Source organism: Polyangium jinanense (assembly GCF_028435265.1).
GTDB lineage: Bacteria > Myxococcota_A > Polyangia > Polyangiales > Polyangiaceae > Polyangium > Polyangium jinanense.
Map to the genome: position 1 here is coordinate 44,500 of NZ_JAGTJK010000030.1, position 20,928 is coordinate 65,427.

General features: G+C 66.2%; 6 protein-coding genes. All 6 read right to left on the reverse strand.

Annotated features, from left to right (window positions below):
• Nucleotides 1–175 precede the first annotated feature (175 nt).
• The gene (locus KEG38_RS36595) at nt 176–11,452 is read right to left on the reverse strand and encodes a tetratricopeptide repeat protein (RefSeq protein ID WP_272425039.1); all 11,277 of its coding nucleotides are present in this window, start codon (nt 11,450–11,452) and stop codon (nt 176–178) included.
• 68 nt (nt 11,453–11,520) lie between these two features.
• On the reverse strand, nt 11,521–12,432 hold the full coding sequence (locus KEG38_RS36600) for a tetratricopeptide repeat protein (RefSeq protein WP_272425040.1): 912 nt from the start codon (nt 12,430–12,432) through the stop codon (nt 11,521–11,523).
• Nucleotides 12,433–12,778: 346 nt separating this feature from the next.
• Complete coding sequence (locus KEG38_RS36605; RefSeq protein ID WP_272425042.1) at nt 12,779–14,839, reverse strand: AgmX/PglI C-terminal domain-containing protein; 2,061 nt, start codon at nt 14,837–14,839, stop codon at nt 12,779–12,781.
• Nucleotides 14,840–15,051: 212 nt separating this feature from the next.
• Nucleotides 15,052–15,324: a hypothetical protein gene (locus KEG38_RS36610; protein WP_272425043.1), complete on the reverse strand. Its 273-nt coding sequence runs from the start codon at nt 15,322–15,324 to the stop codon at nt 15,052–15,054.
• Between the two features lie 200 nt (nt 15,325–15,524).
• The gene (locus tag KEG38_RS36615; RefSeq protein ID WP_272425044.1) at nt 15,525–17,003 is read right to left on the reverse strand and encodes a tetratricopeptide repeat protein; all 1,479 of its coding nucleotides are present in this window, start codon (nt 17,001–17,003) and stop codon (nt 15,525–15,527) included.
• Nucleotides 17,004–17,014: 11 nt separating this feature from the next.
• Entirely contained in the window at nt 17,015–20,860 is a 3,846-nt protein-coding gene (locus KEG38_RS36620) for a tetratricopeptide repeat protein (protein ID WP_272425045.1), read from the reverse strand.
• Nucleotides 20,861–20,928 lie beyond the last annotated feature (68 nt).

Sequence of the window (20,928 nt, forward strand, 5' to 3'; positions counted from 1 at the left end):
GAAACCGCGCATCGCGCGGTTTCTCGGCCCTCGGTCCAGGCCGCGCCTGGTCCGGGGTGCAGGGGGCGGACAGCCCCCTGCTGGGGTCCGGGGCAACGCCCCGCGCAAGCCCACACAAACGAAACCGCCCTCCCCTTTCGAGGAGGGCGGCTCGTTTTGGTCCGCGCGGTGAGGGTTACTCGCCGCCGATTGCGATGCCCAGCGTCTGCCGCAGCGCGAAGTACTGATCCGACACCGAGAACAGGAGCAGCTCCTTCAGCTTCTCCTGCGGCGGCAGATCACCCGGCTGCTGCGGCTCGGCCGCGATGATCTTCTTCGCGATCTCGAGGTCGCCGCAGAGCAGGTACCCGGCACGGTTCGCCGTGATGTCCACGCACTGCGACCACCGCTTCAGGTTTGCCTTCGCGCCGTCCGCCACGAACTTCTTCACGACCATCCGCAGACCTTCGATCTGCATCGGCTGCATGAACTGGCGGATCGTCTGCGCCGTCGCCAGCACCTGCTTGTCGATGTCCGGCGGCGACGGCGCGTCCGGCTGGACGAGCTTGATCGCCGCGAAGAGGAGCACCGTCAGCTCGGTGACCGTCGGGAACAGCGTCTTGATGTAGTGCTCGCCGCGATACATCGCGAGGTGCTTGCCGATGATGAACGTCAGCTCCTGCGGCGAGAACCCGGTCAAGACCGTTTGACCAGCAACCGATGAGGGCGGCTCGGCCGGAACGGCGACGAGGGCCCCCGGCACGTCGCTGCGCACGTACAGCGCCGGGCACGGGATCCCGAGCACCTGCGAGGCCCAGCCGAACGTACGCGCGAACGTGACGGTCGACGTGGCCGGATCCTGACGGAACCGCGGATCGAGAACTGGCTTCTCCTTCTTCGCCTCCAGCGTCGCGATCTTCGCCTTGAGCGCCGCGGAGGCGATCATCTCGAAGATCTTGCCGATGTAGAGGTTCTCTTCCTCGTGGAAGAGGTTTCGGAGCCACTGCTCGTTGTCGAGCCGGTTCTTGACCTGCAGCATCCCCTGCGGACGGTAGTCCTCGAAGAAGCGCTGCTCGTCCTCGTCGGCCTTGCGGATGAACGCGAGCGCTGCCGCCGTGCACCACGCCGGATCGTACGCCTTCTGCTCCACGTAGAGCCGGTAGAGCTCGTGGTAGGAGTCGGCGTTCGTCGCGTCGATCTTCACGAGCGACTGGTACTCGGCGATCGCGTCCTCCGTGTTCCCGAGGCCCGTGTAGAGCTGCGCCAGGATCTGGTGCTCCTGCACGTCCTCCGGCTTCAGGCGCGCGGCGATCTTGAACGTCTCGACCGCCGCGTTCACGTCCTCGAGCCTATCGCGGTAGATGAGGCCGAGCGCGTGCCAGAGGGTGAACTCGAGGTCGATGTTCCCCTTGCCTGCCACGCGGTGCAGCATCTTCCGGTAGGCGCGCTCGAGCTGCTTCCAGTCCCTCTGCGACGTGAGGATCTTGTTGATGCGCTCGAAGGCGTCGAGGAAGGCCGGATCGAGGTCCAGCGCGTCGTTGAACAGGTCCACCGCGCGCGGGAGATCCTCGAGTTTGTCGCGGTAGATCTGCGCCATCGTGAAGAAGTAGCGCGACTTGCGACCGGGCTGCGTCTCGAGGTCCGCGATGCGCTGGAGCGTGTCCACCATCTGCTCCCACTGCGCGACCTTCTGGTACAGCGTGAGCATCCGGTGCAAGAGGACGTGGTTCTGGGGCTCCAGATCCAGCGCCTCTTCGAGCGCCTCGACGGCCTTCGTCGGGTTCTGATCCTTCTCCCACGTATCGGCAATCTCACCGAGCAGCTTGAAGCGCTCGGCGCCGTCGATGACGTTGTCGAGGATCTGGCGCTTGTAGTGCGCGACCTGCTTCCAGTCCTTGAGCCCGTCGTAGACGGCGACGAGTGCGTCGAGCGTCGGCCGATGGGCGGGCTCCACGCCGAGGGCCTTCTCGAAGTTGTTGATCGCCTGCTTCGCCTGGCCCTGGTTCTGCTTGATGAGGCCGAGCTTGTAGTAGACGTTCGCCCGCGCTTCGGTCTCGGCCTCGTCCGTCGTCCCGAGGACCTTCTGGTAGTTCGTCAGCGCGCCGGCCCAGTCGCCCAGGCGGAAGCACACGTCGGCGAGACCCTCGATGGTCTCTCGATCCGTCATGTCGATCCCGTAGGCCGCCTGGTACGCCTTGAGCGCCTGCTCGTTCTTCCCGACTGCGACGAGCACCTTGCCGAACGTGTTCTGCAGCCGGTGTTGCTCCGGCTTCTCGCGCTTGCCTGACTTGCGGACGAGCATCTCCGCGAGGGGTTCCGCCTTCGCCCACTTCTCGTTGCTCACGTACTCCGCGAGCAGCGGCATCGCCGCGTCCTCGTTGTCGCCGTCGCTCTGGAGCGCGAGCTCGTACGCTTGCACCGCGAGATCGTGTTCACCGATCTGGTGATCGCGCAGCCTGCCGAGCTCCACGAGGAGCTTGGCGCGCTGGCGCGGCGCCTCGGTGTTCATCTGCTCCTGATCGAGGTACCGGGCAGCGGTATCCCAATCCGCGGAGTCGATCGCGATCACGCGCAGCGCGGCGAGGGTCGGCAGGTGCGCCGGATCGAGATCGAGCGCCATCTCGAAGCGATCGCGCGCTGCGATCCGATCGCCCTGCTTCTCGTCGAGCTGCTTACCGATTCGGTAATACATCTCGACGCGCTGCTTGCCGTCCGGGGTCAGGTCGGCGACGCGCGTCATGTAGTCGATGGCGCGCGACGTATCCTCCTGCTTCTCGTAGAGCTTCGCGAGCGCCTCGAGCGCCGGGATGTGCTTGTCGTCGAGGTCCGTGATGTTCAGCCACGCGTCGATCGCGCGGTCGAAGTCCTGGACCTCCTCGGCGTACACCTTCGCCGTCGCCGACCAGAGCTCGATCTTCTTCTGCCTGTCGATCGTCGCGTTGATGTGGCGATCGTAGGTGCTGATGAGATCGTGCCACTGCCGCAGTCGGCGGTAGCAACGCTCGAGCGAATCGAGCGCAGTCTCGTGCTGCGGATCGATGTCCACGACCTGCTCGAGCCTCGCGGCCGCGAGATCCGGCTTGAGGAACTGCTCCTCCTGGATCTTCGCGATCTTGAGCAGCACGTCGATGCGCTCGCGCTCGGTCGTGACCACGTCGAGCTGCATCTCGAGGACGCCCACGAGATCCGGCCACTGGTGCGTCTGGTTGTAGACGCGCTCGAGGCCGCGCATCGCGAGCAGGTTGGCCGTGTCCACCTCGAGCACCTCGCGGTAGACCTGACCCGCCTTCTCGATCTGGCCGAGGTCCTTCTCGTACAGACCCGCGCAACGCAGCTTCGTGGCCGCGATCTGCGAGGCTTCCGTCTGCGCCTTGCCCTTGCGGGTGAGGACGTCGACGAGCTCGGGGAGCAGGCCGCGATCCGTGTAGATGCGGTCGAGCGCTTCGAGCGCCTGCAGGTGGTACGCGTCCACGTCGAGCGCGCGCTTGTAGAACGAGAGGCCCTGCTCCACGTCGCCCGCGTTCTTCTCGAGCACCTCGCCGAGCTCCGTCAGGATCTCCTTGCGATCGGTGTCCTTGACGGCGATCTCGAGGGCCCGCGTGAGCATCTGGCCCTGCTGCTGCCACTGGCCGCCCTTCTTGTGGAAGTTCGCCATCTGGCGCAGCACGTCGACGTTGTTCGGGTCGATCTGCAGCACCTTGCCGTAGTACGGCTGCGAGTACTCGGGGTGCCCGAGGTCCTCCGCGTACCACTTCGCGAGATGCAGGCAGAGCCGGATCGTGCGCAGCGGATCCCTATCGGGGTTCAGCGCCTGCAGCCAGCCGTTGACCGTCTGCACGAGCTCCGGCCAGCGGTTCGTCGCCTGCGCCATGCGCTCGAGGTAACGAACCGTGTCCATGTTGTCGAAGTCGAGCTCGAACGCCGTGAGCAGCGCGTCGAACGCCTGCATGCGGTCCTCGAGCTCGGTCTCGAACACGCGCGCGACCTTGCGGAGGATGTCCGTCTTCTCGTCCGTGTCCTCGCGCGTGTCGAGGCGCGCGAGGTACAGCTCGATGAGCGGCTCGGCCCGATGCGCGGCGCCGTGCAGCTCCTCGAGCGCGAGGTAGGCCCGATCGTGCGTCGGCTCGATCTCGAGGACCTTCTCGTACGCCGGCGTGCCCTTGTCCTTGTCCTGGACCTGGTGCTCCCAGATGTCGGCGACCTCGAGGTACTCGCGGATCTTCTCTGCGCCGTCCTCGTACGCGGCCGCGCGGCCCATCTTGACGTCGATCACCTCGACCCAGCGCTCCTCGGCGCGGAGCAGGTTCTCGAGCGCCGCCATGGCCTCGAAGTCGCGCGGGTCGACCGCGAGCAGCTTCCGCCACGCGTCGATCGCGTCGTACGGCTGGACGAGCACGTTCTGGTACGTCGTCCCGAGCTCGCGGTAGAGGGCCACCACGTTCTCGGCCGGCAGCACCGAACCCGCGCGATCCACCGTCTGGTGGAGGATGCTCACGAGCTCGTTCGGATCGTTGCGCTTCCGCCAGATGTCCGCGATCGCGTAGAGCGCCTCGACGTTCGCGTACTCGATGTCGAGGGCGCGGTTGTAGTCGTCGAGGGCGAGGTCGTCGCGCGTGAGCTGATCGTTGTAGAGCTTCGCGCGACGGAGGAGCACGGCCACGCGCGCCTCGTCGGTCGGCTCGACGTCGAACTGCCGCTCGAGGACCTCGCAGAGCTCCGCCCACCGCTGCTCGCGCTCGTACAGGTTCGCGAGCGCGAAGAGCGCCTCCGTGTCCTCGCCCTTGATGTCGAGGACCTGCTTCCACATGTCGATCGCGGCCGGGATGTTGTTGAGCATCTCCGGCTCGGAGAGCAGGCGCGCCATCTTCGCGCGCACGTCGCCCTCGTTCGCCGTGATCTGGAGCTCGCGCTCGTAGACACCCATCAACTCGGTCCACGAGCCCTTGCTGCCGTACAGGCGCTCGAGCGCGTAGATCGCGGCCTCGTTGTTCACGTCGAGCTCGTCGAAGAGCCGGCGGAAGGCGCGGATCGCGTCGTCCACCTGCCCGAGCTGCTCCTCGTACACCTGGCCGAGGCGGCCGTAGAGCTCGATGAGCTCGTAGGGCTCCATCGGCACCTTCACGCGCTGCTCGAGGATCCCCGCGAGGTCGGCGTACTGCTCGAGCCCCGTGTAGATCCGATCGAGCTCGGCGAGCGCCTTCGGATCGAGCGGATCGACACCGAGCACGTAGCGGTACGTCTGCTCCGCCTTCTCGATGTCGCGCAGCTCCTCCTCGAACACGCGCGCGAGCCGCGTGCCGATGTTCGTCTGCACGGCCTTGTCGGAATGCAGGCCGAGCACGTCGGCGTACGCGTCGCCGAGCGTGTTCCAGCCGCCGTCCGTCGAGCCGCCGAGCCGCTCGACCTCTTCGAGCGTCTTCTCGTCCGCCGGGTACTCCTTGAGCGCGCGGACATACACGCCGAGCGCGCCGTCGAGCGCCACGAGCCGCTCCTCGTGGATCTCCGCCATGCGGTAGTACATGGCGAGCCGATCCGCGGGCTCCGTGAGGTGCGTGAGTTGCGCCTCGAGAACGCCCACGAGCTTCTCGAAGTCGCCCGAGGACTGATAGAGCGGCTCCAGGATCTCGCCGATCTCGAGCTGCTTCACGCCCGCCGCGAAGAGCCCTTCGAGGGCCTCGAGCGTCGCCGTGTGATCGGGCGCCGCGTTCAGGATCTCGCGGTAGACGCCGATCGCCGCTGACAGATCGTTCAGGCGGAGCTGGTGGACCTGGCCGAGCCGGTACTTGAACTCGAGCGAGTCTTCCGGGTTCGGCGACGACTCGGCCTCGCGTGCGAGCACGGGCACGAGATCGGTCCAGCGCTCGGTCATCGTGAAGAGCCGGTCGAGCGAGGAGATCGCCGTCCAGTTTTCCGCCTCGACCTCGAGCACGCGCCGGTAGCGCGCCACCGCGCTCTCCACGTCCTCGAGCTGCGTCTCGAAGATCCCCGCGAGCCGGAGCCCGAGCTCCACGAACTGATCCGGCTGCTCACCGAGCTTGCCGAGCTCCTGATCGTAGAGCGCCGCGACGTCCTTCCACCGCGTCACGTACATCGCGAGCCGCTCGATGTTGCCGAGCGAGTCCTGGTTCGCGATGTCGAACGTCACCGCCCGCGCGTACGTGTCGAAGGCCGCCTGGTGGTTGCCGAGCATCTCCTCGTGCAAGCGCGCGATGCGGTGGAGCAGCTCCACCTTGGCGTACGGATCGTCCGCCTTCGCCACCTGCACTTCGAGGACGCTGATCAGCTTGTCCCACTGCTGCGCCGTGTCGTAGATGGGCTCGAGCACGAGAGCTGCTTCGAGCGCCGCCGACGCGCCGCTGCTCTTGATGCCTTCGAGGGCCACCAGCGTGGGCTCGTGGTCGGGCATCACCTGCAGGAGATCGCGATACAGCTCGATCGCGCGCTGCACGTCGCCGAGGTGCTTCTCGTAGAGCTCGGCGATTCGGTAGTTGTAGCTGATCTGCTCCGCCGGATCGGCCGAGATGCGGGAGAGGTGCTCGAGCACGCCGAGCAGCTCGTGCCAGTTCTGGGCCTGCTGATAGAGCACGTCGAGCCGACCGAGCGCCTGCTGATCGTCCGGATCGAGCTCGAGAACGCGCTGGTACGTGTCGATCGACGCCGGCACGTCCTTGAGCTCGCTCTCGTAGACCGCGCCCATCTGGTAGTAGATGCTCTTCTTCTCCTCGGGATCGCCGACGAGATCGACCTTCTTCGTGTAGACCGCGAGCAGGTCGGCCCACCGCGACAAACCGAGGTAGAGCTTGATGAGCTGATCGATCGCGCCGAGATCCTCCGGATCGAGCTCCAGGATCTTGCCGTACACCGCGATCGCCGCGTCGTGCCGCTGGAGGATCTCCTCCTCGATCGACGCAGCCTGGAAGAGCGCGCCCTTCTTCTCGCCGAGCTCGTCGAGGATGTCGGCCTTCTGCTGCAGGATCTGCGACAGCTCCTCGAAACGATCCGCGGCCCTGAAGAGGTTCTCCAGCGCCTCGGCCGCGCCGAGGTTCCGCACGTCGATCGTGAGCACCTTGCGGTAGTGCTTGATCGCGCTCTCGATGTCGCCGATGTCCGACTCGTAGACGCGCGCGCTCATCGTGAAGAGCTGGCTCGCGAGCTCCGGCTCCTGCTGCTGCGCCGCGAGCTCCTCCAGCACGCGCGCGAGGTCGGCGAACCTTCCTGTCGCGCGGGCCAGCCGATCCAGGCCCTGCTGCGTCGTGTCGAGCGCCGGGTCGTGCCCGAGCGCGCGCGCGTACGTGTCGAAGGCCGAGTTCAGATTACCGCCGGCGTCCTCGTAGAGCGTCGCGATCTGGTGGAGCAACTCCACCTTGCGGCTCACGTCGTCGCTCCGTCGGACCTGCACCTCGTGCACGCCGATGAGCTTCATGTAATCGCCCGACGCCCTATAGAGCGGCTCGAGGATCTCGGCGATCGCCACCTCGTGCTCGGGCAGCTTGCCGAGACGTTCGAGCGCGCCGAGCGCCTCCGCGTTCGAGGGCTCGCGCTCGAGGACCTGGCGGTAGCCCTCGATCGCCGTGTCGAGCAGGTTCATCGGTGCCGACTCGCGCAGCGCCGCCAGACGGAGCATGAGCCGGATCTGCTGCTCGTCCTCGGTGGCGTACCGGAGCTGCTGCTCCAGGTTGTCCGCGAGGTCCTCCCACATGCTCTGCCGCGAGAAGAGGCCGTCGAGGGCCGTGAGCGCGACGTGGCTCGTCGGATCCTCGCGCAGGACCTCCTGGTAGGCGGCGATCGCGTCGCCGGGCTGCGAGAGCTTCTCCTCGTAGACCTCGGCCATCTGCGCGAAGAGCGCCTCGCGATCCGTGAACTCCGGCGCGAGCGCGATCCGACGGCGGAAGACCTCGATGAGGTCCTGCCACCGCTCGGTGCGGCGATAGAGCGCGTCCATCGCGGCAAGCGCCTCGCCGTCCGCCGGATCGATCTCGAGCACGCGCTTGTAGCCGTTCGCCGCGTCCTCGATCTTGCCGAGCTTCTCCGAGATGCCCGCGAGCCGCATCCAGTACTCGCGCGCGAGCCGCTCGTCGCTCAGGCCCCCCGCGATCTCGCTGAAGACCGCGAAGAGTTTGTCCCACGAGCCGGCCTGCGCCGCGAGCTGCTCGAGCTCGCCGCGCGTCTCGCCGTTCGACGGATCGTCCTTCAGGGCGCGGCTCTGCGCCTCGAACGCCCGCGCGAGATCCGTCAGGTGCTCGGCCGCCGTACGGGCCACCTTGCGCAGGAGGTTCACGCGCGTCCCGACGTCCGCCTCCGCGGCCGCGAGGATCTCGAGCGACTGGATGAGCTTCTCCCAGTCGCCGCGCGTCTCGTAGATCTCCTGCAGGATGCCGGCCGCCTCGGCGCGGAGCTCCTCGTTCTCGAGCAGCTTCTCGAGCGCGATGCGCGCGCCGTCGTTCGCCGGATCGAGGGCCAGGATCTCCCGGTAGTTCTCGAGCGCGCCGTGCGCGTCGCCGAGCTTCTCGAGCGTCGAGCCGAGCCGGTACTTGAGGTCGACCGTGATCGCGTCGCCGAGGTTCAGCTCGATGCGCCGACGGAGCACGTCGACGTAGCTCTCCCACTGCTCCTGCTCGCGGTAGAGCGTATCGAGCGCCTCGAGCGCCGGCGCGTCGGCCGGATCGTCCTGGAGGACCTCGTTGTACGTCGTGATCGCGCTCGCGGGCTCCTTGATCTCGTTCACGTAGAGCTGCGCGATCGCGTAGCGGATGCTCTTCGTTTCCTCGGTGTCCTGCGCCAGCTCGAGCTTGCGCTTGTAGATCTCGAGGAGCTCCGTGAACCGACCCGTGTCGCGATAGAGACGCTCGAGCGCCGAGATCGCCGCGGCGTTCTCGCTGTCCGTGTCGTACACGGCGCGGAACTGCGCGAGCGCGTCGTCCACGCGCTTGACCTCGTCGACGAGGACACGGCCGAGACGGAGACGCAGCGCGATCCCGAGATCACGATCCGCATCCTCGTCCGCGCGCGCGATCGTCTTGCCGTACGACGCGATGAGGCTGTCCCAGCTCCCCGTCGTGCGCGCGACGCGCTCCACGTCCTCGACGCATTGCTCGTCGCCGGGCGCGAGCTCGAACGCGGACAGGAATCGCTCGAACGCCCTCTGCGGCTCCTTGAGCTTCGCCTCGTAGAGCCCCGCGACCTCACGGTAGAGCGCGAGCTTCGTGTCGGCGTCCTGATCGTTCGCGAGCTTGACCTCGATCGCGACCGCGAGCCCCTTCGCGTTGTTGGCCTGCGTGTAGAGCGGGATCAGGGCCTCGGCCGCCGGCAGGTACCCGGCGTCGATCGTCCAGACCTTCTCGTAGGCCTTCATCGCCCGATCGGGCTTGCCCTTCTGATCCAGCCAGAGCTGGGCCGTCTTCATGAGCAAGCTGATCTTGTTCTTGTCCTCGGTCTCCTTCGCTTCCTGCGACTCGAGAACACGGATGAACTCGTCCCACTTGCCCTGCTCTTCGTAGAACCGCTGCAGGTCCTCCCAGCGAGCAACCTTCAGGTAGAGCTTCTTCAGCGCCTCCTGGGCCTTGCGCTCGTTCGGGTTCAGCGTGAGCAGCTGCTCCCACGCATCGATCGCAGCGTCGTCGTTGTTCAGGCGCTCGCCGTAGAGCGCGCCGAGCTTGCCGAGCAGCGCCTCCTTCGCCTTGAAGTCGGCCGTGATCTCGACCTGCTTCTGCAGCACGACGGCGAGTTTGTCCCAGTCCTTCGAGCGCTCGTGGAGGCCCGACAGCGCGTTCAGCGCCTCGACGTTCTCCGGATCGTCGGCGAGGACCTCGTCCCAGAGCTCGACGCAGACCTCGGGCTTCTTGACGCGCTCGGTGGCGAGCTTCGCGATCTCGAGGAACTTCTCGGCGCGCGACGGCCCCGGCGGCATCATCTGCGCCTTGCGACGGTTCAGCCCGATGAGCTTCTCCCAGTCGCGGCGCTTCTCGTAGCTCTGCTGCAGGTACTCGATCGCCTGCGCGTTCTCGCCGTCGATGACGAGGATCGCCTCGAAGCACTTCACGGCCTCGGCCGCGTTCGAGAACTTGCCCGTGTAGAGATCCGCAGCCTGCAGGTAGTACGCGATCTTGTCCGCCGCGTCGGGCACCGCCTCCGCGAGCTCGACGAGCGTCTTGACGTACTCGTTGAAGCGCTTGGCCTGCTCCTGCTTCTGGGCCTTCGCCTTGAGCTCTTCGATCTTCGCCCAGTCGACGGCGACCTCTTCCTCGACGATCTCCGTCGACACCTCGGTCTCGACCTCGGGCGCAGCAGCAGACGGCGCGGGCTCGGAGACCGCGGGCACCGAAGCCGCGGGCACCGACGCCACGGGAACGGACGCCGCCGCGCCGAGGCGCTCGCCGATCTGGGTCTCGAACGCGAGCAGCGTGGGGTGCTGCGGCGCGACCTGCGAGAGCTTCTCGAACCAGGGCCGCGCGCGGATCACATTGCCGAGCTTCTGCCAGATGATCCCGCCGGCCTGCGCGAGCATGAACGACGAGCCGTTGCCGCCGTCCGACGCGATCTTCTCGGCGAGCGTCGCGACACGCTCCCAGTCGCCTTCCTTGGCGCCCCAAAGATCACGCAGGTACGTGAACGCGCCCTCGGCCTCGGGATCGTGCGTCAGCGCCTCTTCGAGCAGCTTGGCGCCGAGCTCCGCGTTCTGATGGCGCGTCGCCCAGCGCGTGCCGAACCGAAGCGCGGCCTCCGCGCGCGTACGACCGCGCATCGCGTCGAGCACGCGGCGCTGCGCATCGACGAGCGCCTGCGAGCGCTCCTCCTCCACGAGGATCCCCTCGTAGAGCGCGGCCACCTGGCGATCGAGCGGGTTTGCCTCGTACGCCTTCGCGAGGAGATCATCGACCTCCGCCGGCGCGAAGCGACGCGCGAGCCGCGCGGCCCGCAGGAACAGGCGCGCCCGCGAAGCCGCGTCGCTCGACGCGTCGTTCGCGCGCTGGAGGATTTCGGCGACGTGCGCCTCCCACCCTTCCAGCTCGACCTGCGCGTCGGCGAGACCGGCGCGCGCCTCCTCACTCGTGCCCCCGGACGCGCCGAGCGCGCGCGCGTACGTCGACACGGCCTTCTCGTTCTCGCCGATGTCGCAGTACACGTCCCCGAGCTCCACGAGCAGCGAGGTCGCTTCGGGGCCGTCCCCGAGCCCCTTCAGCTCGAGCTCGAGGAGCCTCTGGACCATGTTGATCTTGCCCAGATCCCAGTACACGAGCCGCGCGAGGCGAAGAGCCTCGGTGAGCGTCGAATTCAGCTTGAAGGCGTCCTGCAAATGCTTGAGCGCCTTGACGCCCTGGAGGAATTTCTCCTCGAGGAGCCGCCCCAGACGCAGGTGGTATCCGGCCTTCGCCGTGGCATCCGCCTCGCTGGCGAGCCCCTTCTCGAGCTCTTCGGCGAGCCCCTGCCATTCACGAACCGACTCGAGATGCTTCAGACGCTGCGCAAGATCCATGGATTCCTCGGCCCCTGACCTGACCTACAAAAGGCCTTGCAAACGACGTCGTCGAACCGCGCCCCCGACTAGTTGCCACCGAGCCGCGTGACCAGCGTCTGCGCGGTCTCGCACTCGGTCTTGAAGCTCGCCGCCTTCGCCCCCTTGCATGCCCGGGTGGTGAAGCCCTTGAGCATCTGGACGGCTTCCTGCGTCCTCGGCGGCGTGAGCTGCGCGTAAGTGCTGCCCAAGCTGAAGAGAATTTGCACCGACTCCGGGCCTTCGTTGCCCGCGACCGCCTTCGCTGCTTCGAGTTCCGTCACCATCTCCGGGAGTGACCCGCGATCCTGGTGAACCTGCGAGAGCAGCACGTGCACACCGAAGAGAGTCTTGTCGCCGGGCTTCGCGAAGTTCTTCGCTTCCTTGAGCACCTGCTCGGCCTCCTTCGTGTATCCGAGGCGGATGTAGAGATCCGCGAGCGCCGTATAGTAACGGATCTCGGCCGGATTGTGCTCGACCGCCTTGGTGTAGTTCTCGAGCGCCTTCTGCTCGTCGTCGGTCCAGAGGAACACGTTGCCGAGCTGGTGGTAGCAGTCAGCGAAGTTCGGATCGTTCTCGATGCACTTCTGGTACGGCTCTTTCGCCTCGTCGTACGAGATCGTCTTCTTCTTCGCCTGCATCTCGAGTGCGTACGCGCGCTCGAACCAGTAGTTCGCGAACTTCGGCGCGAGCTGCGTGGCGCGGCTCAAGGTCGACGCGGTCTTGTCCCACTCCTCCTTTTTCTTGTAGGCCATCGAGAGCTTGTAAAAGATCCGATGGTTCGTGGGATCGAGCTTGGTCGCCTGCTCGTACTTCGTGGCAGCGCCATCCGGGTTCAGCGTGACCTCTTTGTCCGCCTGGTTTGCGAGGATCACGGCTTCCTGCCGGTTCCGGCTGCACCCGAGCCCCAGCATGCTCGAGACCACGAGACCGGACGCCATCACCATTGCGCCAAGCTTCATTGCTTCGCTCACCTTTCTCTTGGAGCCGGCTCCGCCGCTCCTCGCGTCACCCGCGCGCGGACAGGGCCACGGCAGCCCCACCCGCACGAAGCACGCACATAAGTCCTCGAACTTGCAGCCCAAATTGCCGCCCAGGCACAGGACGAGACGTTCTCTTGCGCGCCGAGAATAGGCGGATGGCGCGCCGAAAGTCCAGTTGGATTGTGCCCATCTCCCAAAGCGCCAAGCGTCCGGGCGTACTCGGGAGGCCCGGACGCTCCCCCGCGAGCGCCGATGCTCGTCCACAAAAACACGAAGCCCCGCGAACTCGTGACCCGCGGGGCAACGCTTCCGATTCAGACCGAGATCAGCCGCCGGGGCTGAACATGATCGGGTACACGACGGTCACGATGCCGCCTTCCGGCTGCGGGAAGGACAGACCGTAGAACGCGCGGACCACGCACGACACCACGCCGCCATCCGGCATGTCCGAGCCGCCGTTGCCCACGTTCGACACCGCGCCGTCACGACCGATGACGAAGCGCACCGCCACGCGGCCCTGGAGGTTCGGGTTGTTCCGCAGGCCGTTCTCGTAGCAGAGGCGGAAACGACCGAAGTTCTGGCGCACGATACGCTGAATGACCTCGGGCGGGAGGCGACCGCTCACGCTCGTGGCGCCCATGCGCACCTGCGGCGGCTTCGTGCGGTGCGACCCCGACAATCGGCCGTGACCGGAGCCGAAGCCCTGGCCCGTGCCGGTGCCCGCGCCGTGGCCGATCGTGCCGATCGAGCCGAGACCGATACCCTCGCCGCGGCCACCGCCGCCCTCGCCGATACCGGACAAACCGAGGCCGCCTGCGCCGAACGAGTCACCGATGTTGTCGCCCCACATGTTGCCGCGGGCCGACAGCGCGTCGTTGCCGAGCGAGTCGTCGCGACCCCAGGGCGCCGTCGGCGCGTTCGGATCACCACCGGCGCCCGAGTTGAGCAGACCGATCATGCCGAACTCCGCCGCGTCACGCAGCGCGGCTTGACGCGCGATGTGCGGATCGGCGTTGTCTTGCGGTCCCTGCACGCCGTACCGGTTGCCCGACGCCTTGGTGTTCGGGTTACCCATGGAACCCTCTTCACCCTTGGCGCGCGTGCCCGTGCCGCCTTCCTTGTTGTCGGCGGAGTTCTCGGCGACCTGCTCGGTCTCCTTCTCCTCCATCTCCTTTTCGGCGGCCGCGTTGAGGAACTGCTGGATCATGAACTTTTGATCGTCCGAGACCCCGTCCTCGTCCGTGGCGCCGAGCGGCGGCATGAAGAACGCCATCGCCGCGAGGAGCCCGAGATGCACGGCCATCGAGAGGCCGTGATAGAGGTAGTTCTGCGTGTCGAACTGCACGTGCCCCGCGACCACGCGGCCCGCGTTCACCGTCGACACCTGGAAGATCAGGCCGTCCACGTCGATACGCGCCTTCGAGCCCGGCGGCAGCGCGATCTGGAACGCGCCCGAGAGCTCCGAGCAGGGCTGCGTCTTGCCGCTGTCGATCGCCTGCTGCACGGTCATCTTCGGCTGACCCGCGAGCTCGATCGTGCCCTTCGCGCGCGGCAGGAGCACCACCGAGACCGACCCGCCGCGATCCGCGAGCACCACCGGCGCGCGCGTCGTGCCGATCTTCTCTTGGGGCACGAAGTAATCGCACTTGAAGTTCTTGCTTTCCTCCTCGCCCACGTAGAACGAGCGCGGCGGCGTATGGTGCGAGACATGCAGGATCATCTGATCCCACATGATCATCACCTCGACGGACGCAGAGGGCGTCTCGACCTCTTCGTTCGGGACGTCGGGGCCGCTCTTCACGAGCTGGTACGTGTACGAGCCCTCGGGCGCGTCGTGCGGCACTTCATCGTGCGAAGGCGGCTTCGGCTGCGCGAAGGGGTTGTTCATGCCGAACGGGTCGCCGCCGCCGCCGCCGAACGGGCTCGGCGCCGCTGCGGGAGCGCCCGCGAACGGATTGCCGCCGGCCGCCGCGAACGGGTTTGCCGCCGGAGCCGCGCCGAACGGGTTCGCCGCCGGAGCCGCGGCAAACGGATTGCCGGGCGCCTTCGCCGCGCCACCCGCGACCGCCACCGGCTCCGCCTTCTCGAGCACGATCTTCGTGCCGCCGATCTGGAGCTGATCGTTCGCCTTGATCTTGACCTTGTTGACCCGGGCGCCGTTCACGAGCGTCCCCGGCTCGTTGCCGAGGTCGATCAGCGTGATGTCCTCGGGCGACGCCACCTCGATGACGGCGTGCATGCGCGAGGCCAGCTCGTCGTCGACGCGCAGATGGCTCTTCGGGTCCTTTCCAACCTTGACGATGTCCTGCGTCACCGTCTCTCGACGCACGAGCGCTTCATTCTGGTAGAGCGCGAACGTGAGCGCGACCTTCTGCTTGCCTTCCATCGTGAGCCAGCCTTCCCTGCCTTTTGCGTCCCGCCGTCGCCCGAGGCGACCAGAAACCCCGGGTTCGGGGCATCGAATATTACTCAGGGGCCCGCGCGCCTTCCCAGAAAGGCGATAGGGCCCTTGGATTCATCGCTGCGGCCCCGCGATCGCGCTCCCGCGACCGCTCGAAACCGCAGCCCGAGCCCCCCCACACGAGCCCCCGAGCCTTCTCAGAGATTCTCGACCGACTTCAGCATCTCCGGCACGAACGACGTGCGCGGACGGATCAGGGTCGTCCGAACCGGACCGGGACGAACGCGGATCGTCGCGTCGTTCGGCCCAAAGCCACCGGCGTTGAGGGGATCGTCGGTGAACTCGTATCCGTACCCCTCGTCCTTCTTGCCAGCGCCGCCTGCCTTGCCCTGGGCAAACGCGAACGACGTCACGAGAAGAACGCCGACACCAGCGACCAGCGCAGCACCCAAACGCGTTGACCTCTTCATCTTCAAGCCTCCTCGCAAGTCTTCGCCGTATTTTCAGTCACATCGTACCGTCCCCGAAGGGACGTGGTCAACGGGATCCGAGCCAGGTTTCGTTCGAGACTCTCTCGTCCTGGCTCGAAAAGACACCCCGCACGACCCAAGGTTCCCGAAGGATCAAAAAAAGGCCCGCGGCGCCGTCTCGGGCACCGCGGGCCTCTCCCTCACTGCTGCGGCGGCGCACCACCCTCGGGCGGCTTCGCCTCGCCGCCCTCCTCGGTGCCCTTGGCCTCCGCCTCGGCAGCGCGGTTCTTCGCCTCTGCCTCGGACGCCTTGCGCTCCGCCTCGGTCTGCTTGTTGAAGTCGATGATCTGCTGGATCTCTTCCATGCGCTCCTTCGAGCGCTTCACCGCATCCGCATACTCGGGCGCGCTCCCAGCCTTGGCGATGAACTCGCCGAAGAGCTGCTTCGCCGCGAGGAGCATCGGCTCGGCGTCCTTGCCGCCCGACTTCGCCTTGTACTCCTGCGTGAGGATCGCGTCGTTGTAGTACGTCTCCGCACGTTCCGGCGAGATCTTCTTCGCCTCCGCAAGCTCGGCCGCGGCCGCCGCGACCATCTTGTCGAAGTTCGTATCGTCGATCTGACCACGCAGCGCGAGCGCGAGCCCGAGATGCGCGTCGTAATCGTTCGGCCGCATCTTCAGCGCGGCGCGATACGCCTCCTCCGCCTGCGCGAACCCGCGGAAGCTCAGGTTCACGGCGGCGAAGTTCATCTGCGCCTCGTAGAAGGTCGGGTCGAGCTTGCGCGCCGTATTGAAGGCGCTGACCGCGCCGTTCAGGTTGCTGAGCTCGACCTGGATCATGCCGGCCGTGTTGTGAATCGGCGCGTAGTTCGGGTTCTTGCGGATGGCCTGCGAGCAGACCAGCGCCGCGAGATCCAGAGCCTGCGTGTCGATCTTCTTCTCCTTGCTGACGTTCGTCGCGACGCCCTTCTTGGAGGAACGACCCGCCTTCACCTTCGCCGACTCCATGTAGATCAGCGCGAGCAGATTGAACGCCGGCAGATACCCGTCGTCGACGGCCAGGGCGCTCTGCGCGTAGCGCTTCGCGTTCTGCAGGTCCGTGCGACCATCCTTGTCCGCCTGCGTGTTGTTGCGCTTCATGTGCAACATGCCGAGCTGGACGAGGCCCTCGACGTTCTGGAATCGCGCGTCGACGACGGCCGCCTGATAAAGCTCATTGATCGCCGGATCGATGGCCTTCTCCTGCGACTCGGCGAACGAGTAGATCGCGAGCTGCACCCGCGCGCGGTGGAACTTCGGATCCGCGTCGAGCGCCTTCTTGAAATACTCCTTCGCTTTCGCGTCCTGCTTGCAGCGCTGATACGAGACGCCTGCGTTGTAGATCGCCTCGACCAACGTCTTGCCGCTCTGCTCGTCGGCGGCATCGAGGAAGATCTCCGCCGCCTGCTGGCAAGTGGCCTCGGTCCAGTCACGGGCCTTGTCGTGCTTGCTGAAGGCCTCGAGACCGTCCTTGTACTTGTTCGCCGCAGCCACGGAGACCGCGTTGCCCTTGCTGTCGACGATCGCCGCGCCGGTCTTGGGATCCACCGCGGGCTTGCCGCCCGTTCCCCCTCCCCCGCCGCCGCAACCAACTGCGGCAGTGAGGGCAGCCGTCGCCACAAGAATTGAAAATCTCTTCATGGCTCGCTCCCTTAGTTCTTCTTGGTGGTGGCGCCCTCGATGGCGGCCTTCTCGGGTGACGTGCCCGGCTTCGTCTCGGCGGGCTTGTCACCCGTCGCCGGCGCCGCGGGCTTGTTCTCGGCGGGCGGCGGCGTGTCGCTCGGCGGCACGAACGCCGTACCATCGAGGTTCACCGGCTGCGCGCGATCGCTGAGGCCCGAGTTCACCCGCGACGGCGAACCACGGAACTCGTCGATGAGGTGGTACTCGGCGCCGTAGTTCTTCGACAGCCACACCTCGCAGGCACGCGAGTACTCATCGAAGAACTGATACTTGACCGAGTAGTCGAGGCACTTCTTGAACGCGGCCTTGGCGGACTGCTTCTGCGGCTCGCTCGCCTCGTCGAGCTTCGCGTAGTACTCACCGCGGAGCTCGGCGTAGCTGAGGTCCGTACCCGGGACCATGCCGTTGCCCTTCCACTCCTTGGGGATCGGAGCGGCGCGGAACTCGGCGACGAACTTGCTCCACATCGTACCGACGCGCGAACCGGCGGCGATGACCCAGCGCGGCGGAGGCAGCGGCTCGAGGTTGACGATCTTCACGTACTCGTTCGAGGCTTCCTCGATGGCCGGCCGCTTCTTCTTGATCCAGTCCATGACCTTGGTCTGGATGTGCTTCATGACGTCGTCGCGCTGACCAGATCCCTTGTATTCGGGGAACCTGATCTTATCGACTTCCTTCCTCTTCTGCTCCGCGAAGAAGAAGAGCGCCTCACCGACGGCCGTCAGCGACTTGCCGAGACGGCGAATCTTCTCTTCCTCGCTCCCGCCGATGGAGTCGAGCTTCTTGAGCGCGGCCTGCGGATCCTTCCAGTAACCGCGAACCTTGTTGTACTCGGGCGCCGCGCTCGAGGGGTTGTTGATCTTCGTGAAGACCCGCGCGAGCAGCGCGTGCGCCTGGATCTGCACGTCGAACGTCGCGTTGCGATCGATCTGGCCCATCGCGGAGCTGAGCCGCCGTCGCGCGCCGTCCCAGTCTTCCTTGTCGATGTAGTGCGAGCCGATGGCGAACGCGATCTTCGCGGCCTCGGTCGGCTTCTGCGACCCATAGTTCTTGTTGAAGAGGTCGGCGTCCTTGATCGCCTGATCCTCTTGACCAAGACCGAGACGGAGCACGACGGCGTCCTGAAGCGCCTCGGCCGCCTTGTCCATCTTCGGGTTCTCACGCGAGAACCGCTCGTACCAGTTCGCCGCCTCGTCGTAGACCGCGATCGCCTGGTAGTTACCGCCGATCTCGTAGATCGACTTCCTGGCGAGCTCGGTCTTGTCGAGGTTGTACTTCGGGTTCAGCAGGATCTGACGCGCCGTGATCGATTTCGCGATGAGGCGCGCAGCCTGGAACGCGCGGGCCGCGTTGTAGAGGATCTCCTCGCTCTTCTCGCAGGAGGCTTCCTTCTTCTCGCACGCCGCCTCGCCGTACTTCTTCCACAGGTCCATGTAGGCCTGCGCGCCACGCTCGTACATCTTGATCGTGTCGACGCCCTGGCCACCCGCGTCCGCCGACTCGATCAGCTTCTGCGCGCGCAGACGCTCGATGTCGCGCTGGATGCGCGTCAGGATCCCGCACTGCTCGGCGTTCTCCTTCTCCTTGCCGCCCTTGCAGTACAGGTCGATGAACTTGGGCACGTCCTCCGCCATGTTGTCGTAGCAGGACGGCCGCGCCGGCTCGGAGTTCGAGCCGAGGATGTTGAGCGACTCGAGGTAGAGCTGCGTCGCGTAGATGCCCACATCCTTGTCGGAGTGGTTCACCGCGACGTCGCGGAACGCGAACGCTGCCTCCTCCCAGTGCTGCGCCTCGAAGTACGTGCGGGCGCGCGCGTACTTGACCTCGACGTAGTTCTCCTGGGCTTCCTTGTCGTTCTCCGGCGGCTTGATGTAGCAGATGTACCGGTTGAACGCGGTCAGCATGCCCTTCTGGTTGTCGGTGAACTCCTTCGGGGCGTACTTGGCCTTCTCGGACTTCTTGTCGCCCTTCTTGCCACCGTCCGCAGCACTCGGGAGTTGACCGGTGCCCTTCTTGTCCGAGCCGTCCTTGTGCGTCTCGGTATAGATGTTCTGGTAGCAGAGCACCGCAGCGAACGCGGCCTCGGGCGCGAGCGGGCCGCTCGGATCCTCCGCGACGACCGAGTCGAAGGCCGGGCCGCACTTGGCCCAGTCCTTGTTGAAGTACGCGAGGTCGGCCATCGCGTACTTGATCTTGAAGATGTTCGGCCAGTCTTCCTTGACGATGCGCGGGAACTCGAAGCGCGCGAACTGCTCCTGCTTGAAGTTCTGCACGACGCGCTCGTAGAGCAGCGTCGCGAGCGTCATCGTCTTCTTGTCACCCGTGCCGCGCACGCCGCCCGATCCGACGGCCTCGAGGTGCCACGCCATCGCGGTCTCCGTGAGAAGACCCGCGGTCGAGTTCGAGCACTTGAGCTTCATGTCGTCGGGGTGCCCCTCGGCGACGAACTTGTTGTGCACCTCGAGCATCTGGTCGAGCTCGGCCTTGATCGAGTCCTTGTTGCCGGACTTCATGGCGAGCGTGGCCTCGGTGATGTGGCCCTGGTACTTGCAGAACTTCGGGCCACGATCGCGGACCATGAGGTCCTTGTAGAGCTCGATGCCTTCCTTGTAGTGGCCGGTGTCGAGGTAGTTCTGGCCGAGATCGTCGAGCATCTTGAGCGTCTTCTCGTTGTTGACGCCCGTGTCGCCCGAGAGCGGCTTGAAGAAGTCGTGCGCGGCCTTCGGCGCAGCCGCGAGCGCGTACACCGGGATGATGTCGCGCCGCGCGGAGTTCGCGAGCTCCTTCGCGTTCGGCAGTTGCTGGTACTGCATGCCGTACTCGATGGTCTTCTTGAACTCGGAGAGCGCCTTCGGGAACTCACCCTGGTTCCAGTAGACGTAGCCGAGCTTGTAGTGCGCGTAGCCCCAGACCTTGTTGTCCGGCGCCGGGTACTTCGTGACCTCCTGGTACGACTGCTCCGCGAGCTGCCACTTGGAGGGATCACCCTGCGCCTCGTTGAAGAAGAGCTCACCGAACGCGAGGTACGCGTTCGGGATGAACTTCGACTGCGGCCAGTTCTGGATCAGCTCGAAGTAGACCTTGCGTGCTTGATCGAGCTGGTTGGCCTGCTCGTACTCGTACGCGAGGTAGTAGAGCACCTCGTCCGTGCAGCCCGTGCTCTTCGTCGGGTCCTGCGCGTTCGAGCTCTGGCACCACTTCGGATAGCCGTTCTTCAGCAGCGTGTAGTACTTGATCGCCTGCTGCCGCGCGGCGACGAGGATCTTGTCGGCCTTCGCCGCCTCGTCACGGAACCCCTTCTCTGCCTTGGGGTTCTTGCGCTTCGCCTCGTCGGCGTTGATGCTCTGCTCGGTCTTGTCGCGGAACGCGGCCGACTCGAGCTCGACGTACCCCTCGGCCAGACGCCGCATCAGCTTCGGGCGATCGGGCGCGTTCTTCGGGGTGTTCGAGAAGAGGCTCTCGAGGCCCTGGATCTCGGTGATGAGCAACTGGCGCGAGCGCGCCGCCAGCCGGTTGCGACGCTCGTCGCGCTGCGCGGCGTTCATCGACGCCGTCGGGTTCGTCGGCTTGAGCTGGTCGTCCCGCTTCTTCAGCTGAACGCCCTGCGGCGCCGACTTGAAGCTCATCGCCGGCTTCTTGCCAGCGCTCTGCTTGAGCGACCCGCCGGGGCACTGCGCCAGCGAGTCCTTGGCTTGTTGCGTGATGCATTCATCGGCGGCCGACGCCGGGCCCGTCGCGACGGCGGCGGTGAAAAGTGCTGCTGCGCCCGTCACGAGACGGAGTCTGCGCAGCGCACTCACGTTGGACTGCTTCATCGTCGTCATCTCCTCAACTGATAACTCGCAACCCGGAGGCGGCTTTGCCGCAATCCCCCCGGGGCGGC

Coding starts and splice junctions, on each gene's coding strand:
- KEG38_RS36620 (WP_272425045.1), bottom strand. CDS start 20,860: ATGAAGCAGTCCAACGTGAGTGCGCTGCGCAGACTCCGTCTCGTGACG.
- KEG38_RS36605 (WP_272425042.1), bottom strand. CDS start 14,839: ATGGAAGGCAAGCAGAAGGTCGCGCTCACGTTCGCGCTCTACCAGAAT.
- KEG38_RS36600 (WP_272425040.1), bottom strand. CDS start 12,432: ATGAAGCTTGGCGCAATGGTGATGGCGTCCGGTCTCGTGGTCTCGAGC.
- KEG38_RS36610 (WP_272425043.1), bottom strand. CDS start 15,324: ATGAAGAGGTCAACGCGTTTGGGTGCTGCGCTGGTCGCTGGTGTCGGC.
- KEG38_RS36615 (WP_272425044.1), bottom strand. CDS start 17,003: ATGAAGAGATTTTCAATTCTTGTGGCGACGGCTGCCCTCACTGCCGCA.
- KEG38_RS36595 (WP_272425039.1), bottom strand. CDS start 11,452: ATGGATCTTGCGCAGCGTCTGAAGCATCTCGAGTCGGTTCGTGAATGG.